Origin of the sequence: Streptomyces sp. S3(2020), assembly GCF_013044505.1 — a bacterium.
GTDB lineage: Bacteria > Actinomycetota > Actinomycetes > Streptomycetales > Streptomycetaceae > Streptomyces.
In genome coordinates this window covers 1-19,290 of the sequence record NZ_JABERD010000060.1, presented here as the reverse complement: position 1 = coordinate 19,290, position 19,290 = coordinate 1, and the positions used below count along the sequence as shown (strand labels likewise).

The following is a 19,290-nucleotide window of genomic DNA, read 5'->3' as shown; positions in this document are numbered from 1 at the left end:
GCCCAAATTGACCCCCTCGGTCTACTCTGGAACCGTGCCGGAGGACGTGGGGGGTACGCCGTTCCCTGACGGCTGGGAGCCCGACGACGACCATGACCGCGGGGTGTCGGACGAAGAGTTCGCCTCCGTGGTCTTCGACGAGGACTTCGTACGAGCGGCCGTGGTGCACGAGCCGACCGCCGTGGAACGCCTCCTGGCCGCCGCGCAGGCGAGAGCCGAGGCCTCCGAGGCCGAGGCCCGCCGCGCCCACGGCAGAGGCGAGCGCTACGAGGACGGGTACGGCTCCGACGGGCGTGGCGGTTTCGGCCATGATCCCGAGCTCGACGAGCTGGACGACACCGATGTCCTCGAAGGCCGCTACGGCGCTCCGGGGACGTACGGCAAGCAGGTCCGCTGGCACCGTCCCGTCGCCTGGATGCTGGCCCTCGTGATGGGCATCGGCATGGTCGCGCTGGCCTTCGCCGCGGTCTACCGGGGGGCGTCCTCCGACAGCCAGGACCAAGGTCCCTCCGCACCCGCCTCGACCGGTCTGGAGCACGGCACCGCGGCGGCCCCCTCGGCCTCCGCCGACCACTCCCAGCCGGCCATCTCGGCCACCCCGCGGATGCCTTGAACGCTTGGCGGATGCCTTGAACACTTACCGGCCACCGGCTGACGGTCCTGGTGAGAACCTGTCAGAAGTTGTCGCGCAGCGGAGCGTTTACCTGAGCTCCCGGAGACCTACTCTGAAGATATGGGAGGGCCTGGAGACCCACCTGAGGGGGCACCCGAGGGCGGCCCCGGAGGTGGCGAGGACGAGTACCGATCCGTCGTCTTCGACGAGTCGTTCGTCCGCGCTGCCCGACTCCAGGAGTTCTCGGCGCAGGAGCGCCTGGCCGACCACGCGCCCGCCGTCCGCCGCCGTCCACCGGTCCACCGAGGGCTGTCCCGGCAGGCGCTCGTCCTGGTCCTGCTGATTGCCCTGGCCTTCGGTACGGCGATCTACATGGGCGTACGGCACCCCTATGAGAGCCCCGCCGCGATCCGGGACGCCGAAGCGAGCCTCTTCCGGGCGACCGTCGTCCCGCTCGCCCCCGAGGGCAAGGTGCCCGGAGCGGCCGACCCCGAGCAGCTGTACGCGCACAGCCCCGCCGCGCAGTTCCGCATCGGGGCCGCGGGGATCACGATGCCCGCCGCCCGCGACACCTCGCACTACTCCGAGACCCAGGTGCTGAGCGCGCTGGACACCGTCAAGGAGTACATCGTCCGCTCCGCGCTCTACCCGGAGGTGCTCACGGGCGGACAGACCCGTCCCGTGCGGGTGCTGCTCCCCGCGGACCAGCACTTCCAGTTCGACGAGAGCCTGAACCATCCGGCCGCCGACGGTCGCCACGCGGTCACCGGATGGCTGGTTCGCTTCGACGCCAAGAGTGTCGAGCTGGCCGACCCCAGGATCCGGGTGCAGGGGACCCTGCGGGCCACCGAGACCGACTCGACGTTCCTGGAGATCACCGCGGACCACACCTTCGTGTACGCGCTGCGGCCCGTCGGCGCCGGTGCCGGGGCCGAGGCGTCGCTGTTCACCGTGCGGCGCGAGATGCGGTTCCGCTTCGACCAGAACGACGTGCGCCTGCACCAGGCCCAGCTCACCGTGTCGTACGTCCAGGCCGGGCCGCTGTCCTGCGGGGGCAACGCGGCGGATCTGCTGAGTCCGCTGCTGGCCGGCCAGACCGCGAAGACGGGCGGTCCGGCCGGCACGGATCCGTTCGCCACGGACCGGGCCACGGCGGTGTGCGGGACGTTGGCGGCGGGGGCGTTGCCGAAGGTGTGAGCGGGTACACCCAGTTCCTCGTGCCCCCAGGTGGGTCCGGTTCCGTCAGTCCTCGGCGCGAGGCGTGTCGGTCGGAGGCTCCTCGTCCCTCGGGGTCGTGGTCGTGAAGCCGCCGAAGCCCCGGCGGACGCGGCCGCCCAGGTCGCCCGCTCCGCCGGCGATGTCGGTGACCAGCTTCATCAGCGGGTCCTTGGAGCTCTTCACATTGCTCGCGTAGCTGGCCGCCGACTCACGGAAGGAGTCCGTGACCGAGGTGTCCTTGTCCTCGGTGCGCCGCGGGTAGTGGCCGTCCATGATCCGCTGGTAGTCGCGGGACTCGGACCACTTCTTCAGCTCGGCCGCCCGCACGGTGGTGAAGGGGTGGGAGCGCGGCAGGACGTTGAGGATCTTCAGCACGGAGTCGCGCAGGTCGCCCCCGGCCTCGTACTCCTCGGCCTGCTTCAGGAACGCGTCCACGTTCATCTCGTGCAGATGGTGGCCGCCCGCCAGCTTCATCAGACCCCGCATCGAGGCCCGCAGGTCCTGGCCCACCAGCAGCCCCGCCCGGTCCGCCGACAGCTCCGACTTGCGGAACCACTCGCGCAGCGCGGTCACGATCGCCATGATCGCGAGGCTGCCCAGCGGGATCCACGCCACCCGGATGGCGAGGTTGGTCAGGAACAGCAGGATGGTCCGGTAGACCGCGTGACCGGACAGGGCGTGCCCCACCTCGTGCCCGACGACCGCCCGCATCTCCTCCTCGTCCAGCAGATCGACGAGGCCCGTGGTGACGACGATGATCGGCTCGTCCAGGCCGATGCACATCGCGTTCGGCTTCGGGTCCTGGCTGACGTACATCGGCGGGACCTTCTCCAGGTCCAGGATGTAACAGGCGTCCCGCAGCATGTCGTTGAGGTACGAGAACTGCTGGTCCGACACCCGCACGGAGTCGGACAGGAACAGCAGCCGCAGGCTCCGCTCGGGCAGCAGCCCGCTGAGCGCCTTGAAGACGGTGTCGAACCCGCTCAGCTTCCGCAGCGCCACCAGGGCGGAGCGGTCGGCGGGGTGCTCGTACGCACGCGAGGAGATTCCGGGGAAGCGCCTGCGCTGCCTGCTCGGCACGTTCTCGTGCCCGTTCTCCTCGTGCCCGTTCTGCTCGTGGCCGTCGTCGGACATGTCTTCCCCCATGTGCGTGAGAGTGGCCCTTTGCGGACCCTTGTGCGGTCCTTTGCGCCCCCGAAGCAGAGCCCAGCCTAGGCGGAGATACGGTGGACGGGCAGTACAGCGAAGGAGTCCCGTCATGGAGCACGACCCCGCGTCCGCCTGGCTCGCCGGAGCCACGGGCGCAGCCGAGCAGCAAGGGCCGGGAAACCTGCTCCGGGTGGTACTGGTCGTGATGCTGGTGGGCTGTGCGCTGACCGCGTGGTTCCTGCTGCGTGGCTACAGGCAGAAGGACGACTGAGAGAGCGCGGAAGTTCCCTCGCGGCGATCCGGGACGGCAACCCGGCGCCCCAACGGCGGAGTCGGCGTGATCGCCGCCGAGCCGCCCGCTTACGATGGGCCGACGTCTTTATCCCGCCCACACCGGATAGGTCCTGCCGAAGATGAGCTTCCACAGCGCCGCAGCCCAGTTGGTCACCTTTGCCGCCGAGGGCGAGGAGCACGGCGGCAACCACGAGAGCCTCAGCCCCCTTCTCACCGGTGGCGGCGCGTTCGTCATCCTGATGCTGCTGCTGTGGATCACCACCCGCTTCAACCGCGACCGCTGAGGCACCCGTGCCCATAGCGGGGCACTCCGGGCCTCCTGTGACCGGTGCTCTCAGGACGGGCCGGTAGGGTCTGCACGCATGGGAGAGCAGGACATGCCTACCGGCCCGGGCAACGGCCCGTCGAACCCCGGCAAGCGCCGTCTCGGCGTCATGGGCGGGACGTTCGACCCGATCCACCACGGGCACCTCGTGGCGGCCAGCGAGGTCGCCGCGCAGTTCCACCTGGACGAGGTGGTGTTCGTACCGACCGGGCAGCCGTGGCAGAAGAGCCACCGCAGCGTCTCGCCGGCCGAGGACCGCTACCTGATGACGGTGATCGCGACCGCCGAGAACCCGCAGTTCTCGGTGAGCCGGATCGACCTCGACCGCGGCGGCCCCACCTACACCGTGGACACCCTGCGCGACCTGCGCGCGCTCAACCCCGACACGGACCTCTTCTTCATCACCGGCGCCGACGCCCTCGCCCAGCTGCTGACCTGGCGCGACACCGAGGAGCTGTTCTCCCTGGCGCACTTCATCGGGGTCACCCGCCCCGGCCACCACCTCACGGACGCGGGGCTCCCGGAGGGCGGTGTCTCTCTCGTGGAGGTTCCCGCGCTGGCCATCTCCTCGACGGACTGCCGTGCGAGAGTCGCCAAGGGAGACCCCATCTGGTACATGGTGCCGGACGGAGTCGTGCGCTACATCGACAAGCGCGAGCTGTACCGCGGCGAGTGAGCCGAGAGGGGCACCGGTGAACGACCGATACGACGCGGGACACGGCGGCGACCACGACGACCGGTACGAGCTCGTCGGCTACGACGAGTACGGCCGGCCCGTCTACCAGCCGTCCGCCCAGCAGCCGCGGCAGCAGCCGTACGACCCGTACGCGCAGCAACAGGGCTACGGCTACGACCCGTACGCGGCGGGCGGACAGCAGACGGGGCAGTACCCCGGGCAGCCGTACGACACCGGCAGTCAGCACCCCGTCGCGCCGTACGACACGGGCGGCCAGCACCCCGTGCCCCCGTACGACCCGTACGACACCGGCCGGCAGGCTCCCGCGCCGTCCTACGACCCGTACGGGTACGCGGGGACACAAGGCGCGCCCGGGGCGCCCGGGACGTCGTACGACCCCTACGGCCGCGCCGCCGCGAGCGGGCAGCAGCCCCGTGTCGCCGAGCAGACCGCCTACATCCCGCAGCAGGCCGGCCCGGCCGAGGAGACGGACGGTCCGGTCGGCGGCGGCCGGTCCGAACGGGACTACGCGACCGGGCAGTTCGCCTTCGTCGAGGAGCCGGACACCGACTCCGAGGACGTCATCGACTGGCTGAACTTCACCGAGAACCGCACCGAGCGGCGCGAGGAGGCCAAGCGCCGCGCCCGCAGCCGCCTCGTCGCCCTCGTCGTGGTCCTGGCGCTGACCGCGGTCGGCGGCGTCGGCTACCTCTGGTACGCCGGGAAACTGCCCGGCCTGTCCTCCTCCGACTCCAAGACGGGCACCGCCACGTCCGCGGCCGCCCAGAACCGCGACGTGATCGTCGTCCACCTGCACAACACCAAGAAGGGCGGCACCTCCACGGCGCTGCTCGTCGACAACACCACCACCGAGCAGGGCACCACGGTCCTGCTCCCCAACTCCCTCGCCGTGGCCGACGACGACGGCTCCACGACCACCCTCGCCAAGTCGGTCGAGGACGACGGCTCCTCCGGCACCCGCGAGGCCATCGACACGGTCCTCGGCACCGAGATCCAGGGCACCTGGCGCCTGGACACCCCCTACCTCCAGAATCTCGTCGACATCATCGGCAACATCGAGGTCGACGCCGACGCCGACGTGCCCGACCCGGGCGGCAAGAAGGGCACCGCGCCCCTGGTGAGCAAGGGCAAGGACCGCACCCTCGGCGGCAAGGCGGCCGTCGCCTACGCCACCTACCGCGCCTCCGGCGAGGCCCAGAACGCCCAGCTGGAGCGGTTCGGGCAGGTCATGCAGGGCGTGCTGCGCAAGGTGTCCTCCGACGCCCAGGGCGCCACGGTCACCGTCCAGACGCTGGCGCAGATCCTCGACCCGTCGCTCACCGACAAGGACCTCGGCACCTTCCTCGCCAAGCTCGCCGACCTCGCCAAGGGCGGCGACTACAAGACCGCCCTGCTGCCCGTCCAGACCGACGGCACCCTGAGTGCCCAGGCCAGCGGCAGCGTGGTCAAGGACGTCCTCGGCGGCACCGCGAAGAGCCCCGACAAGGACGCCGCCGTCCGCGTCTCCGTCCAGAACGCCAGTGGGGTCAAGGGCAACACCGAGAAGGCCCGCATCGTGCTCCTCAACGGCGGCTTCACCTTCCTGGAGGGCGGCACCGCGTCCGCCGCCCAGACCGCGTCCAAGGTCGTCTACACCGACGCCGCCGACAAGGAGAACGCCACCGAGGTCGCCAAGACCCTGGGTCTGCCCACCAGCGCCGTCACCAAGGGCAAGACCACCTCGAACGCGAACGTCTCCGTGGTCCTCGGCCAGGACTACGAGCCCTCGTCGTCGTGATCCATTTAAGGAATGGGGTGCCTGCGGCGGTCCGTGAGACCCTTGATGTCAAGTGACCACCGACCGAAAGCCGTGTAGTGACCGCCACTGACCGCTCCATCGAGCTCATCCACACCGCCGCACAGGCGGCCGCCGACAAGCTCGCGCACGACATCATCGCCTACGACGTCAGCGACGTACTGTCGATCACGGACGCCTTCCTGCTGGCCTCCGCGCCCAACGACCGCCAGGTCAAGTCGATCGTCGACGAGATCGAGGAGCGGCTCCAGAAGGAGCTCGGCGTCAAGCCGGTGCGCCGCGAGGGCGACCGCGAGGCCCGCTGGGTCCTGCTCGACTACGTCGACATCGTCGTCCACGTCCAGCACAGCGAGGAGCGTGTCTTCTACGCCCTGGAGCGGCTGTGGAAGGACTGCCCCGAGCTCGACCTGCCCGAGGAGGCCAAGGCCACCCGCGGCAAGGCCGAGGAGCACGCCAAGCTGAAGGCCGCCGAGGACACCGAGGACCTCGGTGGTGACTGGCGGTGAGTGCCACCGGTGAGGTGACGGTCGGCCGGCCCGGCCGGGGCCGCCGCGTCATTCTGTGGCGGCACGGCCAGACCGCCTGGAATGTGGAGCGCCGTTTCCAGGGCACCACGGACGTCGAGCTCACCGAGACCGGCGTGTCCCAGGCCCGCCGGGCCGCCCGGCTGCTCGCCTCCCTGAAGCCCGACGCGATCGTCGCCTCGGACCTCAAGCGGGCCGCGAACACGGCCGGCGAGCTCGCCGTGCTCACCGGCCTGGACGTCAGCCATGACGAGGGCCTGCGCGAGACCTACGCGGGCATCTGGCAGGGGCTGACGCACGAGGAGATCATCGCCTCGTACGGGGACGAGTACGCCGCGTGGAAGCGCGGTGAGCCGATCCGCCGCGGCGGCGGCGAACTGGAGACCGAGGTGGCCGACCGGGCCGCCCCCGTGGTGACCCGGCACGCCGACAAGCTCCCCGACGACGGCACGCTCGTCGTCGTCAGCCACGGCGGCACGATCCGCACCACCATCGGCCGTCTCCTCGGCCTGGAGGCCCGGCACTGGGAGAGCCTCGGCGGCCTCTCCAACTGCTGCTGGTCGGTCCTCGGCGAAGGCGCCCGCGGCTGGCGTCTCCTGGAGCACAACGCCGGCACGCTGCCGGAACCGGTGCTCGGCGACGACGACTGAGCGGATTTCACTTTCCGGCAGGTCGCAGGCTAAAGTTCTTCTTGTTCGCCCCGCCGAGCGGGACGAACTCAGCGAGGGGCTATAGCTCAGTTGGTAGAGCGCCTGCATGGCATGCAGGAGGTCAGGAGTTCAATTCTCCTTAGCTCCACAGATGGAAGATCCCGTCCTGCACAGGGCGGGATTTTTCCTTTCCATCAGCGTGGCCGTGCGCTGGACCGTCTCCTCGTCGTCCGGTGTGTAGACGACGATCCGGCACTCCGGCATCCCGTTGACCGACAGTGAGACCGACGTCATCCGCAGCTCGCCCACCGCGGCGTGGCGGAAGACCTTCACCCGCTGCCCGGGCTCCGCCACGTCACCGCTCTCCCAGAGGCGGGTGAACAGCGGGCTCGCCGCGGACAGTCGGCGTATGAAGTCCTCCCAGACGGGCTCCCCGGCATGCAGTCCGTAGGCGGCGCGCAAGGTGGCCACCATCACCGGCAGCTCCGACTCCCGGAACATCAGCGGGCAGTCCTCCTCCGGCACCGCGAACAGCCCCCACAGCGCGTTGAGCCGGCCGGTGCCGTCCCTCGCCCGGTCCACGAACAGGGCACGGTAGACGGGGTTGGCGGCCAGGATGTCGTACCGCGCGTTGTAGACCACCGCCGGACGCGGGTCGAGGGCGTCGATGATGCCCTGGATCTCCGGTCCCACGGTCTGCGCCGGGGACTGCGGCGTGGGTGTGGCGTACGGCACTTCGGCCAGGTGGTACAGATGCTCGCGCTCCGGCGGATCGAGACGCAGGGTGCGCGCCACGGCGTCCAGGACCTGCGCGGAGGCGTTGATCGGGCGGCCCTGCTCCAGCCACGTGTACCAGGTGATCCCCACCCCCGAGAGCTGGGCGACCTCCTCGCGGCGCAGTCCCGGAGTGCGGCGCCGTAAGCCCGGTGGCATCCCCACGTCCGCCGGTGTCACCCGGGCGCGCCTGGTGCGCAGAAACGCGGCCAGCTCGGGTCGGCGGCGCTGTGTCGTCCCCATCGTCACATCCCCCATCCTCGCCGCCCGGCCCGGCGCTTGCCAGGTGCTGTCAGTACCAGCATCAGCGGGCTCTCGGCACCCGTACCGCAGTGCCGTCACGCTCGACGCCATGACCACAACACCCCGTTCCGCAGCGGGTACCGAGCCCGTTCCAAGCCCTGCGATCAGTGAAACACCCGGCACTGACAACGCCCCCCGGCCGCTGCTCGCGGTCGTGCTCGCCGCCACGTTCATGGCCCTGCTCGACGTCTTCATCGTCAACGTCGCGGCGCCCACCATCGGTTCCGAACTCCAGGCATCGGGCGCCGAGTTGCAGCTGGTGGTCGCCGGATACACCATCACCTACTCCGTGTTGCTGATCACCGGTGCCCGCCTCGGCGACCGGTACGGCCACGGCCGGGTCCATCTCGTCGGGATGGCCCTGTTCACCGCCGCCTCGCTCGCCTGCGGCCTGGCGCAGGGCGCCACGGAACTGATCGCCTTCCGGCTGGTCCAGGGCATCGGCTCGGCGGTGATGATCCCGCAGGTGCTCAGCCTCATCCAGCGGAACTTCGTCGGCGAGGCCCGGGTGAAGGCGCTGGGCGCGTACTCCGCGGTCCTCGCCGTCGGTGCCGTCGCCGGACAGATACTCGGCGGAGTCCTGGTCAGCGCCGACCTGTTCGGCACCGGCTGGCGGCCGGTGTTCCTGGTGAACGTGCCCGTGGGCGTCGTACTCCTGATCGTCGGGCGCCGTGTTCTGCCGCGCGGCCACGGCAGCGCGCGCGGGCGCGGCCTGGACCTGCCGGGCCTGGTCCTGCTCGGCGCGGCCGTGTCGCTGTTCACGGTGCCGCTGGTGCTGGGGCAGGAGGAGGACTGGCCGCTGTGGTCGTGGCTGTCGCTGGCCGGTGCCGCCTTTCTGTTCGCGGGATTCTGCCGGTACGAGTCCGGGCTCGCCCGGCGCGGCGGCGATCCGCTGATCGCCCCGCGGGTGCTGCGGCACCCGGGCATGGGCCTGGCCGTCCTGCGCATCCTGGCCGTCATGGCGGTCAACGGCGGCTTCCTGTTCGTGCTCACGCTGCACGTCCAGGGCGGTCTCGGCTACAGCGCGCTGCGCGCCGGCCTGACCTTCGCGCCGACCGCGGTCGTCTTCGGTCTGGTCGGGCTGACCTGGCGGAGGTGGCCGGCGGCCTGGCAGCGCGCGCTGGCGCCGGCCGGGTTCCTGCTGACCGCGCTGTCCGTGGCCGGGGTCGGTCTGGTGCTCGACGGCGGCGGTGACGGGGGAGCGCGGGTGTACGTCGCGTACGCCGGCGTGGGTGTCGGGCTCGCGCTGGCCTTCAGTCCCACGCTGACCCGGGCGCTGGCCACGGTGCTGCCCGAGGACGCGGCGGACGCCAGCGGGCTGCTCGCCACGGTCACCCAGCTCGGTCAGCTGACCGGAGTCGCCGCATTCGGCACACTGTTCTTGAACCGGCTTGAGTCACTCGGGGCTTTCGAGGCGTATACCTCTGCGGAGGCGCTCTCGGCGTGCATGTTCGCGCTGGCCGGGACGGCGGCGGTGGGTGCCGTGTCCGGACTGGTACTGAGGCGTCGCTGACCGTATTGGTCCGGCCGTGGCAGAATCAAACGGCCGGAAGGGGGCGCGGCCCGACGGGAGGGAGCAGTGATGCCTGCGAGCATCCTCAAGGAGGTCGGCCACCTCCTTGAAGCAGCGTCGACACGGGATACGGTCACCCGGCTCACCTGCCCTTCCTGCGGTTCCCTCCATGTCGCCCAGGTCCTGGGTGACAACGGGGGGATTTCCTACGTGTGCACGGCCTGCGGCCACAGCTGGAGCTGATCGATGGGTGCACACAGGCGAAAGTGCGACTGGTGCGGCAGCGGGACGCCGATCGTGCGGGACATGGAGCCGGTCAATCCCGACTACCAGTACTGGTGCGAGGAGTGCGCGCGGGCGCTGATCATAAAAGGCGACCCGATCGAGACGTACCGCGAACTCGAGGGCGAGCCGATCTACGGCCGGCTCCTTGAGGAGCACTGCACGCTCAAACGGTTCTATTCGTTCGTCACTGCGTGAGGCCCGTCGGTGGCGGGCCTCAGGGAAACGATTTGGTGTTCCACCCGGGGGAGCGTGTAATGTTGGCGTCGCCGCCGGGGGAGACCCCGGGGGACACCGCAAGGGGCTATAGCTCAGTTGGTAGAGCGCCTGCATGGCATGCAGGAGGTCAGGAGTTCAATTCTCCTTAGCTCCACAGAAAGATCCCGCCAGATCATTTCGATCCGGCGGGATTCTTGCGTTTCCAGAGGCAGTTGATACGGCGATGGGGGCCGCCCGCAGCCGGGCGGCCCCCATCGTGCTGTCGGCTCAGCGCCCCAGTGCGCGGCGGCCGCGGCCCTGGGAGAGGACCGGGAGGTTGCGGGAGGCGCTGTTGTCGCGCGGGGCCGCCTCCTCCAGACGCAGGGCGAGGGCGGGGCAACGGCGGACCGCGCGGAGCGCCTTCGCCTCGGCGTAACGCGGCACCTGGGCCTGGGCGACGGTGGGGAAGCCGTCGGCGCCGAGCTCGAAGACCTCCGGGAGGATGTCGGCGCACAGGCCGTGGCCCCGGCACAGCGTCCAGTCGACGTAGATCTTCTGGCGGCTGGGACCGTTCTCCTCGGACTCCGCGCCGCTGGTGAGGCCCGCGGGTGTCATGCCGCCCTCGAAGAGCGGCAGAACGCCCTCCACGGGCCGTCCGCAGCCGTTGCCGAGGACGTGCGCGGCGAGGTCGTCGGTGAACGCCTTGATGGTCGACTCCAGGAACATCGCGGAGCCGTCCGGGTGCGAGCACGCACCGCGCCGCTTCACGTTCTTGGCGACCTGCTTGAGCGCCTCCAGGGCGGCCGGGCCGCCGCCGTTGAGGATGTCCTCCATGCCGCGCGCGGCGGCCGGCAGACCGAGGTAGCAGGGGCCGCACTGCCCGGCGCTCTCCTCGGCCAGCCACTTCGCCACCATCAGCGACTCGCCCAGCGGGCAGGTCTCCTGACTGATCGGCAGGATCGCGCCCGCGCCGAGCGCACCGCCCACCGCGTCCAGAGAGTTGCGCGAGACGACCGCCTCGTTGACCGTCGCGGCGTCGATCCACTTGCCGTGGTAGCCGCCGGTCAACACCCCCTGCGGGACCGGCGGGGCGCCGGCGAGCTGAAGGATGTAGCGCAGCGGTACGCCGGTGGGGGCCTCGATGACCATGGGGCGGGCGACCGCGCCGGAGACCGTGAGCATGACGGTGCCCGGCTCGTCGTACAGGCCGGTGTTGCCGTAGCGCTCCGGGCCGATGCGGGCGGCGATGGCCAGCTGCGCGAACGTCTCGGCGTTCGACAGCAGGGTGGGCGCGCCGCCGACGCCGTTCTGCGAGGCGCTGACCTTGCGGCCGGGCGGGATCGCCGGGCCGCCGTCGATGGAACGGATCAGCGACGCCGCTGCTCCGGTGACCATGCGCACGGGATTGCGCTGCACGCGCGCGCGTAGCGCCGATCTGCGGCCGTTGCTGAGGCCGCGTTCGGCGAGGGCGGCCTCCATGGACCGCTGGGTGGACTCCCGGGTGACCCCCACCACGAGCGTGCGGGCACCCAGGGCTTCGGCGACCAGGAGGGCGCCGTCCAGGATGAGGTGCGGGGCACGGTTGATGAGCACCGTGTCCTTGCGGCAGGCCGGTTCGTCCTCGCTTCCGTTGACGACGACGACCGGGCGCACACCGCGCTTGATGGCCGCCTCGGCGACCGAGCGCAGTTTCTTGTGGAAGGGGAAGCCCGCGCCGCCGCGGCCCTTCAGGTTGATGTTCTCGGCGAGCTTCGCGAGTTGCTCGCCGCCCAGGGGTTCGAGCGGCCCGTGCACCTTCAGGTGCATGGGCAGATCAAGTCTTTCGACAAGGTCGAAGCCCGACGTGAGCTGAGGAAGACCGACCACGCGGACTTCTGGGACGTCGGGCAGGGCCTCGTTCACCTATAGCCTCCGGAAGGCATGTTCCAAGGTTCGCCCGGGCCCGGTGTGTCGAAGTCGTACGACTCACCAGGCGATGGATCAGTGGCGGGACCGCTGTTGTACGTGTCGTTCGGGTAGTACGGGCCGGACGAGTTGTTCGACTCACCGGTGTTGTACACATCACCCGTGCCGTATCCGGACGTGTCCGTATTGCGATAGGTCGGGATGTTGTATCCGGTGTCCTGGAGCGGGTCGTAGGCCGACGGGGGAGCCTCGCCGACCGGCGGGGGCAACGGGATCGGCCAGCTGCCCGAGGTGCTGCCACCGGTGTCGTAGCGCGGGACCGCCTCCGTGGGCTGCATGTCCATCGGCAGGTCCATGCGGGCGGTCTGCTCGGCGCCGTACGTCGGCTGGGACGGGATGCGCGGGGTCGGGTTGACGGCGCGGTAGGCGGCCGCGAAGCCGTTCGAGGGGTCCGGGGCGGGCGGCGCGGGGGTCTCGTAGGAAGGCGTACGGGACTGGGTCGCGCGTGCGTTCTCGTAGCCCGGCAGTGCGGACGCCGTCTCCGCGTTCCTGGCGCGGCTCGCGTCCAGCTCCTCGCGGCCCGAGCGGTCCTCGGTGCCCATGATGGCCTGGATCCGGTCGGCGACCTTGCGCTTGACCGGGCGGGGTGCCGCGCGCAGGGCGAGCGCGCCGATGACGCCGGCCAGCGAGAGGCTGTAGAGGATCACGAAGATCGGCTTGGCCTCGCGGCCCGAGTACAGGCCGTGGACCAGGGCGAAGCACCAGGCCGGGTAGGCCAGCATGTGCATGGCGCGCCAGCGGGCGGCGACCGGGGCCGGGGAGGCGAACTGGTTGCGCAGGGCGCCGGTGATACCCACGAAGATCATCAGCAGGCCGGCCAGCGAGCCGAGGCCGATCAGGCCGGCGCTTCCGGTGACGCCGAGCGAGAACGGGATGATCGCGGAGATCAGTGTGGTGTGGTCGAGGGCGACCTTCGTGGTGATGTGCAGCAGCAGGAACGCGATCGAGCCGACCGCTGTCGTCCGGTGCACGGCCTGGCCGATGATCCGCTGTTTCGGGTTGAGGAAGATCCGGTCCTGGGCGACCAGGCCCCAGATCACCGAGCAGCTGAGGCAGACGAGGGACAGCACGCCCGCGCCGAAGTTCAGGAAGTCACGGACTCGCTCACCTCCGACCAGCACGAACACGGGTATGAAGAGCAGGACGACAGCCGACGCGATCCCGTATGCCGAGCGACCGGTCTTGGGGAGCGAGCTGTTACTACGACGAGGGTTCATGGGGGCAACTCCGAGCAGTTCGGGAAAGCGGTCCCGCTGCCGCACTCTAAGTGGAGCCATACCGATCGGTACGAGGTTTGAGTTATTGCGTTGTTATCAAAGGACTATGCGGTTGTTGTGATGTCCCTTAGTAGTCGTTACGCGAAGTAACTTTTGACTCTTGTTCAGTTCTTGTCGGGTGATGTTGGAGTGCTCTGCGGGGTTGGAGCGAACGGCACCCGGTGCCGAAGAGGCATACGTAAGCGCGTCGCGGCTTGCTCAACGGCTGCGGTACTCTGACGCCATGCGTGCCGTACGCCTTCTGCTTAGCGGGCCGCGCTGATCAGTCCCGACCGCCGGGCGAACCGGGTGAGTCGGCATCGGCGCGGCGTCCCCTCCTGTGCGAGGGGATTTTTCGTTTCCTGAACGAGACAGCCGCCGGCAGAGACGATCGATGGAGCTTAAGGATCATGAGCGAGACGAACCCCGCTGCCGCCGAGGTGGCCGCGCCGCACCGCTACACGGCCGCCGTGGCGGCCGAGATCGAGGCACGCTGGCAGGACTTCTGGGACGTCGAGGGCACGTACGCCGCGCCGAACCCCAAGGGTGACCTGGCCGGCGACCCGGAGCTGGTCGCCAAGCCCAAGAAGTTCATCATGGACATGTTCCCGTACCCCTCCGGTGCGGGTCTGCACGTCGGCCACCCCCTGGGCTACATCGCGACCGACGTCTTCGCCCGGTTCCAGCGCATGACCGGCCACAACGTCCTGCACACCCTGGGCTTCGACGCCTTCGGCCTGCCCGCCGAGCAGTACGCCGTGCAGACCGGCACGCACCCGCGTGTCTCCACCGAGGCCAACATCGAGAACATGAAGGTCCAGCTGCGCCGGCTGGGCCTGGGCCACGACAAGCGCCGGTCGTTCGCCACGATCGACCCGGAGTACTACAAGTGGACCCAGTGGATCTTCCTGCAGATCTTCAACTCCTGGTACGACGACGAGGCGGACAAGGCCCGCCCGATCTCCTCGCTGATCGCCCAGTTCGAGACCGGTGAGCGCGCCGTACCGACCGCTGATGGCGCCACGCGCGCGTGGAACGAGCTGAGCGCCATCGAGCGCGCCGACGTCCTGAGCGGGTTCCGCCTGGCCTACGCCTCCGACGCGCCGGTCAACTGGTGTCCCGGGCTGGGCACCGTGCTGGCCAACGAGGAGGTCACCGCCGACGGCCGCTCCGAGCGCGGCAACTTCCCCGTCTTCAAGGCCAAGCTGCGCCAGTGGAACATGCGCATCACCGCCTACGCCGACCGGCTGCTGGACGACCTGGACGCGCTGGACTGGCCCGAGGCCATCAAGCTGCAGCAGCGCAACTGGATCGGCCGCTCCGAGGGTGCCCGCGTCGACTTCCCCATCGACGGCGAGAAGATCACCGTCTTCACCACCCGCCCGGACACCCTGTTCGGCGCCACCTACATGGTGCTGGCGCCCGAGCACCCGCTGGTCGAGAAGTTCACCCCGGCCGCCTGGCCCGAGGGCACCCACGACGTGTGGACCGGCGGTCACGCCACCCCGGCCGAGGCCGTCGCCGCGTACCGCGCGCAGGCCGCCTCCAAGTCCGACGTGGAGCGACAGGCCGAGGCCAAGGACAAGACCGGCGTCTTCATCGGCTCGTACGCCACCAACCCGGTCAACGGCGACCGGATCCCCGTCTTCATCGCCGACTACGTTCTGATGGGCTACGGCACCGGCGCGATCATGGCCGTCCCGGCGGGCGACCAGCGCGACTTCGAGTTCGCGCGCGCCTTCGAGCTGCCGATCCACGCCATCGTCGAGCCGACGGACGGCCGGGGCACCGACACCTCCACATGGGAGGACGCCTTCGGGTCGTACGACGCGAAGATCATCAACTCCACCGGTGAGGGTGTCTCCCTGGACGGCCTGGGCGTCGTCGAGGCCAAGGCCCGTATGACGGAGTGGCTGGAGCGGTCCGGTGTCGGCGAGGGCACCGTCAACTTCCGGCTGCGCGACTGGCTGTTCAGCCGCCAGCGCTACTGGGGCGAGCCCTTCCCGATCGTCTACGACGAGGACGGCATCGCCCACTCGCTGCCCGAGTCGATGCTGCCGCTGGAGCTGCCCGAGGTCGAGGACTACTCGCCGCGCACCTTCGACCCGGACGACGCGGACACCTCCCCCGAGACGCCGCTGTCGCGCAACGAGGACTGGGTGAACGTCACCCTGGACCTGGGTGACGGACGTGGCCCGCGCCCGTACCGCCGCGAGACCAACACCATGCCCAACTGGGCCGGCTCCTGCTGGTACGAGCTGCGCTACCTGGACCCGCACAACAGCGAGCAGCTGGTCGACCCGGAGATCGAGCAGTACTGGATGGGCCCGCGCGAGGGCCAGCCGCACGGCGGTGTCGACCTGTACGTCGGCGGCGCCGAGCACGCGGTGCTGCACCTGCTGTACGCGCGCTTCTGGTCCAAGGTGCTGTTCGACCTGGGGCACGTCTCCTCCGTGGAGCCGTTCCACAAGCTGTTCAACCAGGGCATGATCCAGGCCTTCGTCTACCGCGACAGCCGTGGCATCGCGGTGCCGGCCGCCGAGGTGGAGGAGCGCGACGGCGCGTACTACCACCAGGGCGAGAAGGTCTCCCGGCTGCTGGGCAAGATGGGCAAGTCCCTGAAGAACGCGGTCACTCCGGACGAGATCTGCGAGGAGTACGGCGCCGACACCCTGCGCCTGTACGAGATGGCGATGGGCCCGCTGGACGTCTCCCGGCCGTGGGACACGCGCGCGGTGGTCGGACAGTTCCGGCTGCTGCAGCGGCTGTGGCGCAACGTCGTCGACGAGAACACCGGCGCGGTGACGGTGGTCGACACCGAGGCCGACGAGGACAGCCTGCGCGCCCTGCACAAGGCCATCGACGGGGTACGGCAGGACCTGGACGGCATGCGGTTCAACACCGCGATCGCCAAGGTCACCGAGCTGAACAACCACCTGACCAAGGCGGGCGGCTCGGTGCCGCGCTCGGTCGCCGAGTCGCTGGTGCTGCTGGTCGCGCCGCTGGCCCCGCACATCGCCGAGGAGCTGTGGCGCAAGCTGGGCCACACGGACTCGGTCGTCCACCAGGACTTCCCGGTCGCCGACCCGGCGTACGTCGTGGACGAGAGCGTGACCTGCGTCGTGCAGATCAAGGGCAAGGTCAAGGCCCGTCTGGAGGTCTCCCCGGCCATCTCCGACGAGGAGCTGGAGAAGGTCGCGCTGGCCGACGACAAGGTCGTGGCGGCGCTGGACGGGGCGGGGATCCGCAAGGTGATCGTGCGGGCGCCGAAGCTGGTGAACATCGTTCCGGCGTGAGGCACGGCGTGAGGCATGGCGGCGTGAGGCACGGTGGCGTGAGGCACGGTACGGGTGCCGGTGTCCCTTAGGGGTTCCGTACGGGCAGGTTCGGGGTTCTTCCGGAACTCCGGGCCTGCTCGCTGCGTTTACCGTTGAAGAGCGGCGCGGCACATCGCGCCCGGTCGGAGGAGGAGCATCGTGGAGGCACTGTTGGCGATAGTCGCTCTGCTCTTCGTGCTCTTCCTGGTGCTCGGTGTCTACGCCACGGTGAAGGTCGTCGGCGCCGCCAAGCGGGGCGTGGACCGCACCATCACCCAGGCCCGCCGCACGGTCGAGGACCACACCCTGCGGGCCAAGTCGTTCGCCCAGCCCGGCGCGGCGGGCGAGCTGGCCCAACTGCGGCTGAAGCTGCGCACCTCCATGCGCGCCACCCAGGACGCCCTGCACGCGGGCGTGGCCGAGGACGAGTCCCTCAAGGAGTCCCTCGCCCTCTTCCAGCGGCTCAGCGCACACGGACACGAGTTGGACGGCGAACTCAGGCGCCTGGAGTCCGAACCGGACCGGGCGACGCTCGCCGAGCGACTGCCGGGGCTGCGCGAGCGCACCGAGCAGATCGCGCACTCCGCGGACTCACTGCGCTGGGCGGCCCGGGACCGCGCCCGCCGCTTCGCGGACGACGACCTGGACTCGCTGAGCTCCCAGATCGACATGGAGGCCGGCGCGCTGCGGCACTGGACGACATCGGAGACACCGGAGCCGACGGAGCCCGCGCAGCCCCCGCCCCCGTGGCCCGAGGCACCTGTCGCCGACGCCACGACGGCACAGCAGACCTGGCCGGAGACACCGCGGTCACGCACCGCCGAGGAACCGACCCGGCCCGCCATCACGCCGCCGACACAGCGCCCCGCGTACCCCTGGCAGAAGAAGCCCCGTCCCGAGAGCACGACTTGATCCGGTCAAGGCTGCCCCAGGTGACAGGGGTCGGGCTGCCGCCCTGGCGCTACGGCAGGTAACCTCCAGCTCATGTCCCGCCATGTCGCGATCGTCACCGATTCAACGGCCTACCTGCCGCAGCGGACGATGGAGCGCCACGGCATCACCGCGGTGCCCCTGACCGTCGTCCTCGGCGACCAGGCCCTCGAAGAGGGCACCGAGATCTCGACCCGCTCGCTGGCACAGGCACTCCAGAAGCGGCGCCCTGTCACCACCTCGCGCCCCAGCCCCCAGCTCTTCGCGGAGACCTACCGCCGGGTCGCGGAGTCCGGCGCGACCGGCATCGTCTCCCTGCACCTGTCCGCCGAGCTCTCCGGCACCTACGACGCGGCGGTCCTCGCGGCGCGCGAGGCGCCGGTGCCGGTGCGGGTCGTGGACACCGGGATGATCGCGATGGCGCTCGGCTTCTGCGCGCTGGCGGCGGCGGAGGCTGCCGAGGCAGGCGGCACGGTGGACGAGGCCGTCACCGCCGCGGAGAAACGGGCCGCCGGGACCTCCGCCTACTTCTACGTCGACACCCTCGACTATCTGCGCCGCGGCGGCCGGATCGGTGCCGCACAGGCACTCTTCGGCTCCGCGCTCGCGGTCAAGCCGCTGCTCCAGCTGGAGGGCGGCCGGATCGAACCGCTGGAGAAGGTGCGCACCGCGTCGAAGGCGATCGCCCGCCTGGAGGAGATCGTGGCCGACCGGGCGGGCGGCGCGCAGGTCGACATCGCCGTCCACCATCTCGCCGCCCCCGACCGGGCGTCGGCACTGGCGGACCGGCTGCGGGCGCGGGTGCCGGGGCTGGCGGACCTGCATGTGAGCGAGGTCGGTGCGGTGATCGGGGCGCATACGGGGCCGGGGTTGTTGGGGGCTGTGGTCTCGCCGCGGTGAGGCGGTGAGGTGGTGACGTGATGGGGCCGCCCCTGGGAACTTCGGTGGGGGGCGGCAGTGGATGGCCCGCCTTCACTCGTGTGGGTGGCGGGGTTATCCACAACTGGGGTGTCGTCCCCGGGAATTGAGCAAGATCATCGCGAGGGTGGCGGGTGCCCGATCCTCGTCGCATGGCACTTCGATCACGTTCACGCACAGCGACTCCGACCAGTGGGCCGGGCCGTGGGTCCGCCTCCGATGTCCGTTCCCGTGACCACCGACGTCACCACCGGCGGTCACGGGTTCGGGACCGGTCCGCGTCGGCCGAGGATCTTCGCCGACGTGCGGAGCTCATGTTCGCCGATCGTGCCGAGGAGCGGCGCGAGGCGGGGACGGGCGGAGCGCCGGCGAGCGGAAGAGGAGTCAGGACGTGGGCGGCGCCAGATGAGAGGCCGGGCGCGGTGGTGGGGGGGGGGGGGGGGCGTGTGGGGGGGGGGGGGGGGCGGCGGGGGGGCGGGGGGGCGGGGGGGGGGGGGGGAGGGGGTGGGTGGGGGGGTGTGCGGGGCGGTGGACCAGGGGATGCGGGCGGGGGGCGGCCCGGTCCGGAT

17 protein-coding genes and 2 tRNA genes are annotated in these 19,290 nt (G+C 70.4%); 15 read left to right on the top strand and 4 right to left on the bottom strand.

The genetic code is table 11. The features are described from left to right. The first annotated feature begins 34 nt into the window (after nt 1–34). Together HLK59_RS20580 and HLK59_RS20575 are read left to right on the top strand one after the other, a co-directional pair. Nucleotides 35–613, top strand: coding sequence for a hypothetical protein (locus tag HLK59_RS20580; RefSeq protein WP_346779781.1), 579 nt, complete (start codon nt 35–37; stop codon nt 611–613). Nucleotides 614–733: 120 nt separating this feature from the next. Continuing rightward, nucleotides 734–1,810: a hypothetical protein gene (locus HLK59_RS20575; RefSeq protein ID WP_171142945.1), complete on the top strand. Its 1,077-nt coding sequence runs from the start codon at nt 734–736 to the stop codon at nt 1,808–1,810. A 45-nt stretch (nt 1,811–1,855) separates the two neighbouring features. On the opposite strand, the gene HLK59_RS20570 is transcribed toward HLK59_RS20575, so the two are convergent. Further along, a complete protein-coding gene (locus tag HLK59_RS20570; RefSeq protein ID WP_171142964.1) occupies nt 1,856–2,965 on the bottom strand; it encodes a M48 family metallopeptidase in 1,110 nt (369 codons plus the stop codon). A 124-nt stretch (nt 2,966–3,089) separates the two neighbouring features. Here HLK59_RS20570 and HLK59_RS20565 point away from each other — a divergent pair, with 124 nt between their 5' ends. The 7 genes from HLK59_RS20565 (at nt 3,090) to HLK59_RS20535 (ending at nt 7,413) form a co-directional block, all read left to right on the top strand. Continuing rightward, nucleotides 3,090–3,251: a hypothetical protein gene (locus HLK59_RS20565; RefSeq protein ID WP_171142944.1), complete on the top strand. Its 162-nt coding sequence runs from the start codon at nt 3,090–3,092 to the stop codon at nt 3,249–3,251. A 142-nt stretch (nt 3,252–3,393) separates the two neighbouring features. Then, entirely contained in the window at nt 3,394–3,558 is a 165-nt protein-coding gene (locus HLK59_RS20560; RefSeq protein WP_171142943.1) for a hypothetical protein, read from the top strand. 78 nt (nt 3,559–3,636) lie between these two features. After that, a complete protein-coding gene (gene nadD / locus HLK59_RS20555) occupies nt 3,637–4,275 on the top strand; it encodes a nicotinate-nucleotide adenylyltransferase (protein WP_171142942.1) in 639 nt (212 codons plus the stop codon). Nucleotides 4,276–4,291: 16 nt separating this feature from the next. After that, entirely contained in the window at nt 4,292–6,073 is a 1,782-nt protein-coding gene (locus HLK59_RS20550; protein ID WP_171142941.1) for an LCP family protein, read from the top strand. Between the two features lie 77 nt (nt 6,074–6,150). Next, nucleotides 6,151–6,597 (top strand): ribosome silencing factor, encoded by a 447-nt coding sequence (gene rsfS, locus HLK59_RS20545; protein WP_171142940.1) that lies wholly within the window; start codon nt 6,151–6,153, stop codon nt 6,595–6,597. Next, a complete protein-coding gene (locus HLK59_RS20540) occupies nt 6,594–7,265 on the top strand; it encodes a histidine phosphatase family protein (protein ID WP_171142939.1) in 672 nt (223 codons plus the stop codon). Before rsfS ends, HLK59_RS20540 begins: the two co-directional genes overlap by 4 nt. A gap of 75 nt (nt 7,266–7,340) precedes the next feature. Then, nucleotides 7,341–7,413, top strand: a tRNA-Ala gene (locus HLK59_RS20535). On the opposite strand, the gene HLK59_RS20530 is transcribed toward HLK59_RS20535, so the two are convergent. Next, on the bottom strand, nt 7,395–8,282 hold the full coding sequence (locus HLK59_RS20530) for a helix-turn-helix transcriptional regulator (protein ID WP_171142938.1): 888 nt from the start codon (nt 8,280–8,282) through the stop codon (nt 7,395–7,397). The two genes, HLK59_RS20535 and HLK59_RS20530, sit on opposite strands and share 19 nt — an antisense overlap. A gap of 214 nt (nt 8,283–8,496) precedes the next feature. On the opposite strand from HLK59_RS20530, the gene HLK59_RS20525 reads away from it, so the two are divergent. The 3 genes from HLK59_RS20525 (at nt 8,497) to HLK59_RS20515 (ending at nt 10,510) form a co-directional block, all read left to right on the top strand. Further along, a complete protein-coding gene (locus tag HLK59_RS20525) occupies nt 8,497–9,855 on the top strand; it encodes an MFS transporter (protein WP_346779782.1) in 1,359 nt (452 codons plus the stop codon). 246 nt (nt 9,856–10,101) lie between these two features. Beyond that, nucleotides 10,102–10,335, top strand: a complete 234-nt coding sequence (locus tag HLK59_RS20520) for a hypothetical protein (RefSeq protein WP_003976229.1) — start codon at nt 10,102–10,104, stop codon at nt 10,333–10,335. Between the two features lie 102 nt (nt 10,336–10,437). Continuing rightward, a tRNA-Ala gene (locus HLK59_RS20515) sits at nt 10,438–10,510 on the top strand. Nucleotides 10,511–10,623: 113 nt separating this feature from the next. Here the strand turns inward: HLK59_RS20515 and HLK59_RS20510 are convergent. Together HLK59_RS20510 and HLK59_RS20505 are read right to left on the bottom strand one after the other, a co-directional pair. Beyond that, complete coding sequence (locus tag HLK59_RS20510) at nt 10,624–12,237, bottom strand: NADH-quinone oxidoreductase subunit NuoF family protein (RefSeq protein WP_171142936.1); 1,614 nt, start codon at nt 12,235–12,237, stop codon at nt 10,624–10,626. Continuing rightward, a complete protein-coding gene (locus HLK59_RS20505) occupies nt 12,234–13,517 on the bottom strand; it encodes a cytochrome b/b6 domain-containing protein (RefSeq protein ID WP_171142935.1) in 1,284 nt (427 codons plus the stop codon). Before HLK59_RS20505 ends, HLK59_RS20510 begins: the two co-directional genes overlap by 4 nt. Nucleotides 13,518–13,966: 449 nt before the next feature. On the opposite strand from HLK59_RS20505, the gene leuS reads away from it, so the two are divergent. From leuS to HLK59_RS20490, 3 genes are all read left to right on the top strand, one after another. Continuing rightward, a complete protein-coding gene (gene leuS, locus HLK59_RS20500; protein ID WP_171142934.1) occupies nt 13,967–16,852 on the top strand; it encodes a leucine--tRNA ligase in 2,886 nt (961 codons plus the stop codon). A gap of 180 nt (nt 16,853–17,032) precedes the next feature. Further along, entirely contained in the window at nt 17,033–17,785 is a 753-nt protein-coding gene (locus HLK59_RS20495) for a hypothetical protein (RefSeq protein ID WP_171142933.1), read from the top strand. A 72-nt stretch (nt 17,786–17,857) separates the two neighbouring features. Continuing rightward, on the top strand, nt 17,858–18,703 hold the full coding sequence (locus HLK59_RS20490) for a DegV family protein (protein WP_171142932.1): 846 nt from the start codon (nt 17,858–17,860) through the stop codon (nt 18,701–18,703). The last annotated feature ends 587 nt before the right edge of the window (nt 18,704–19,290 follow it).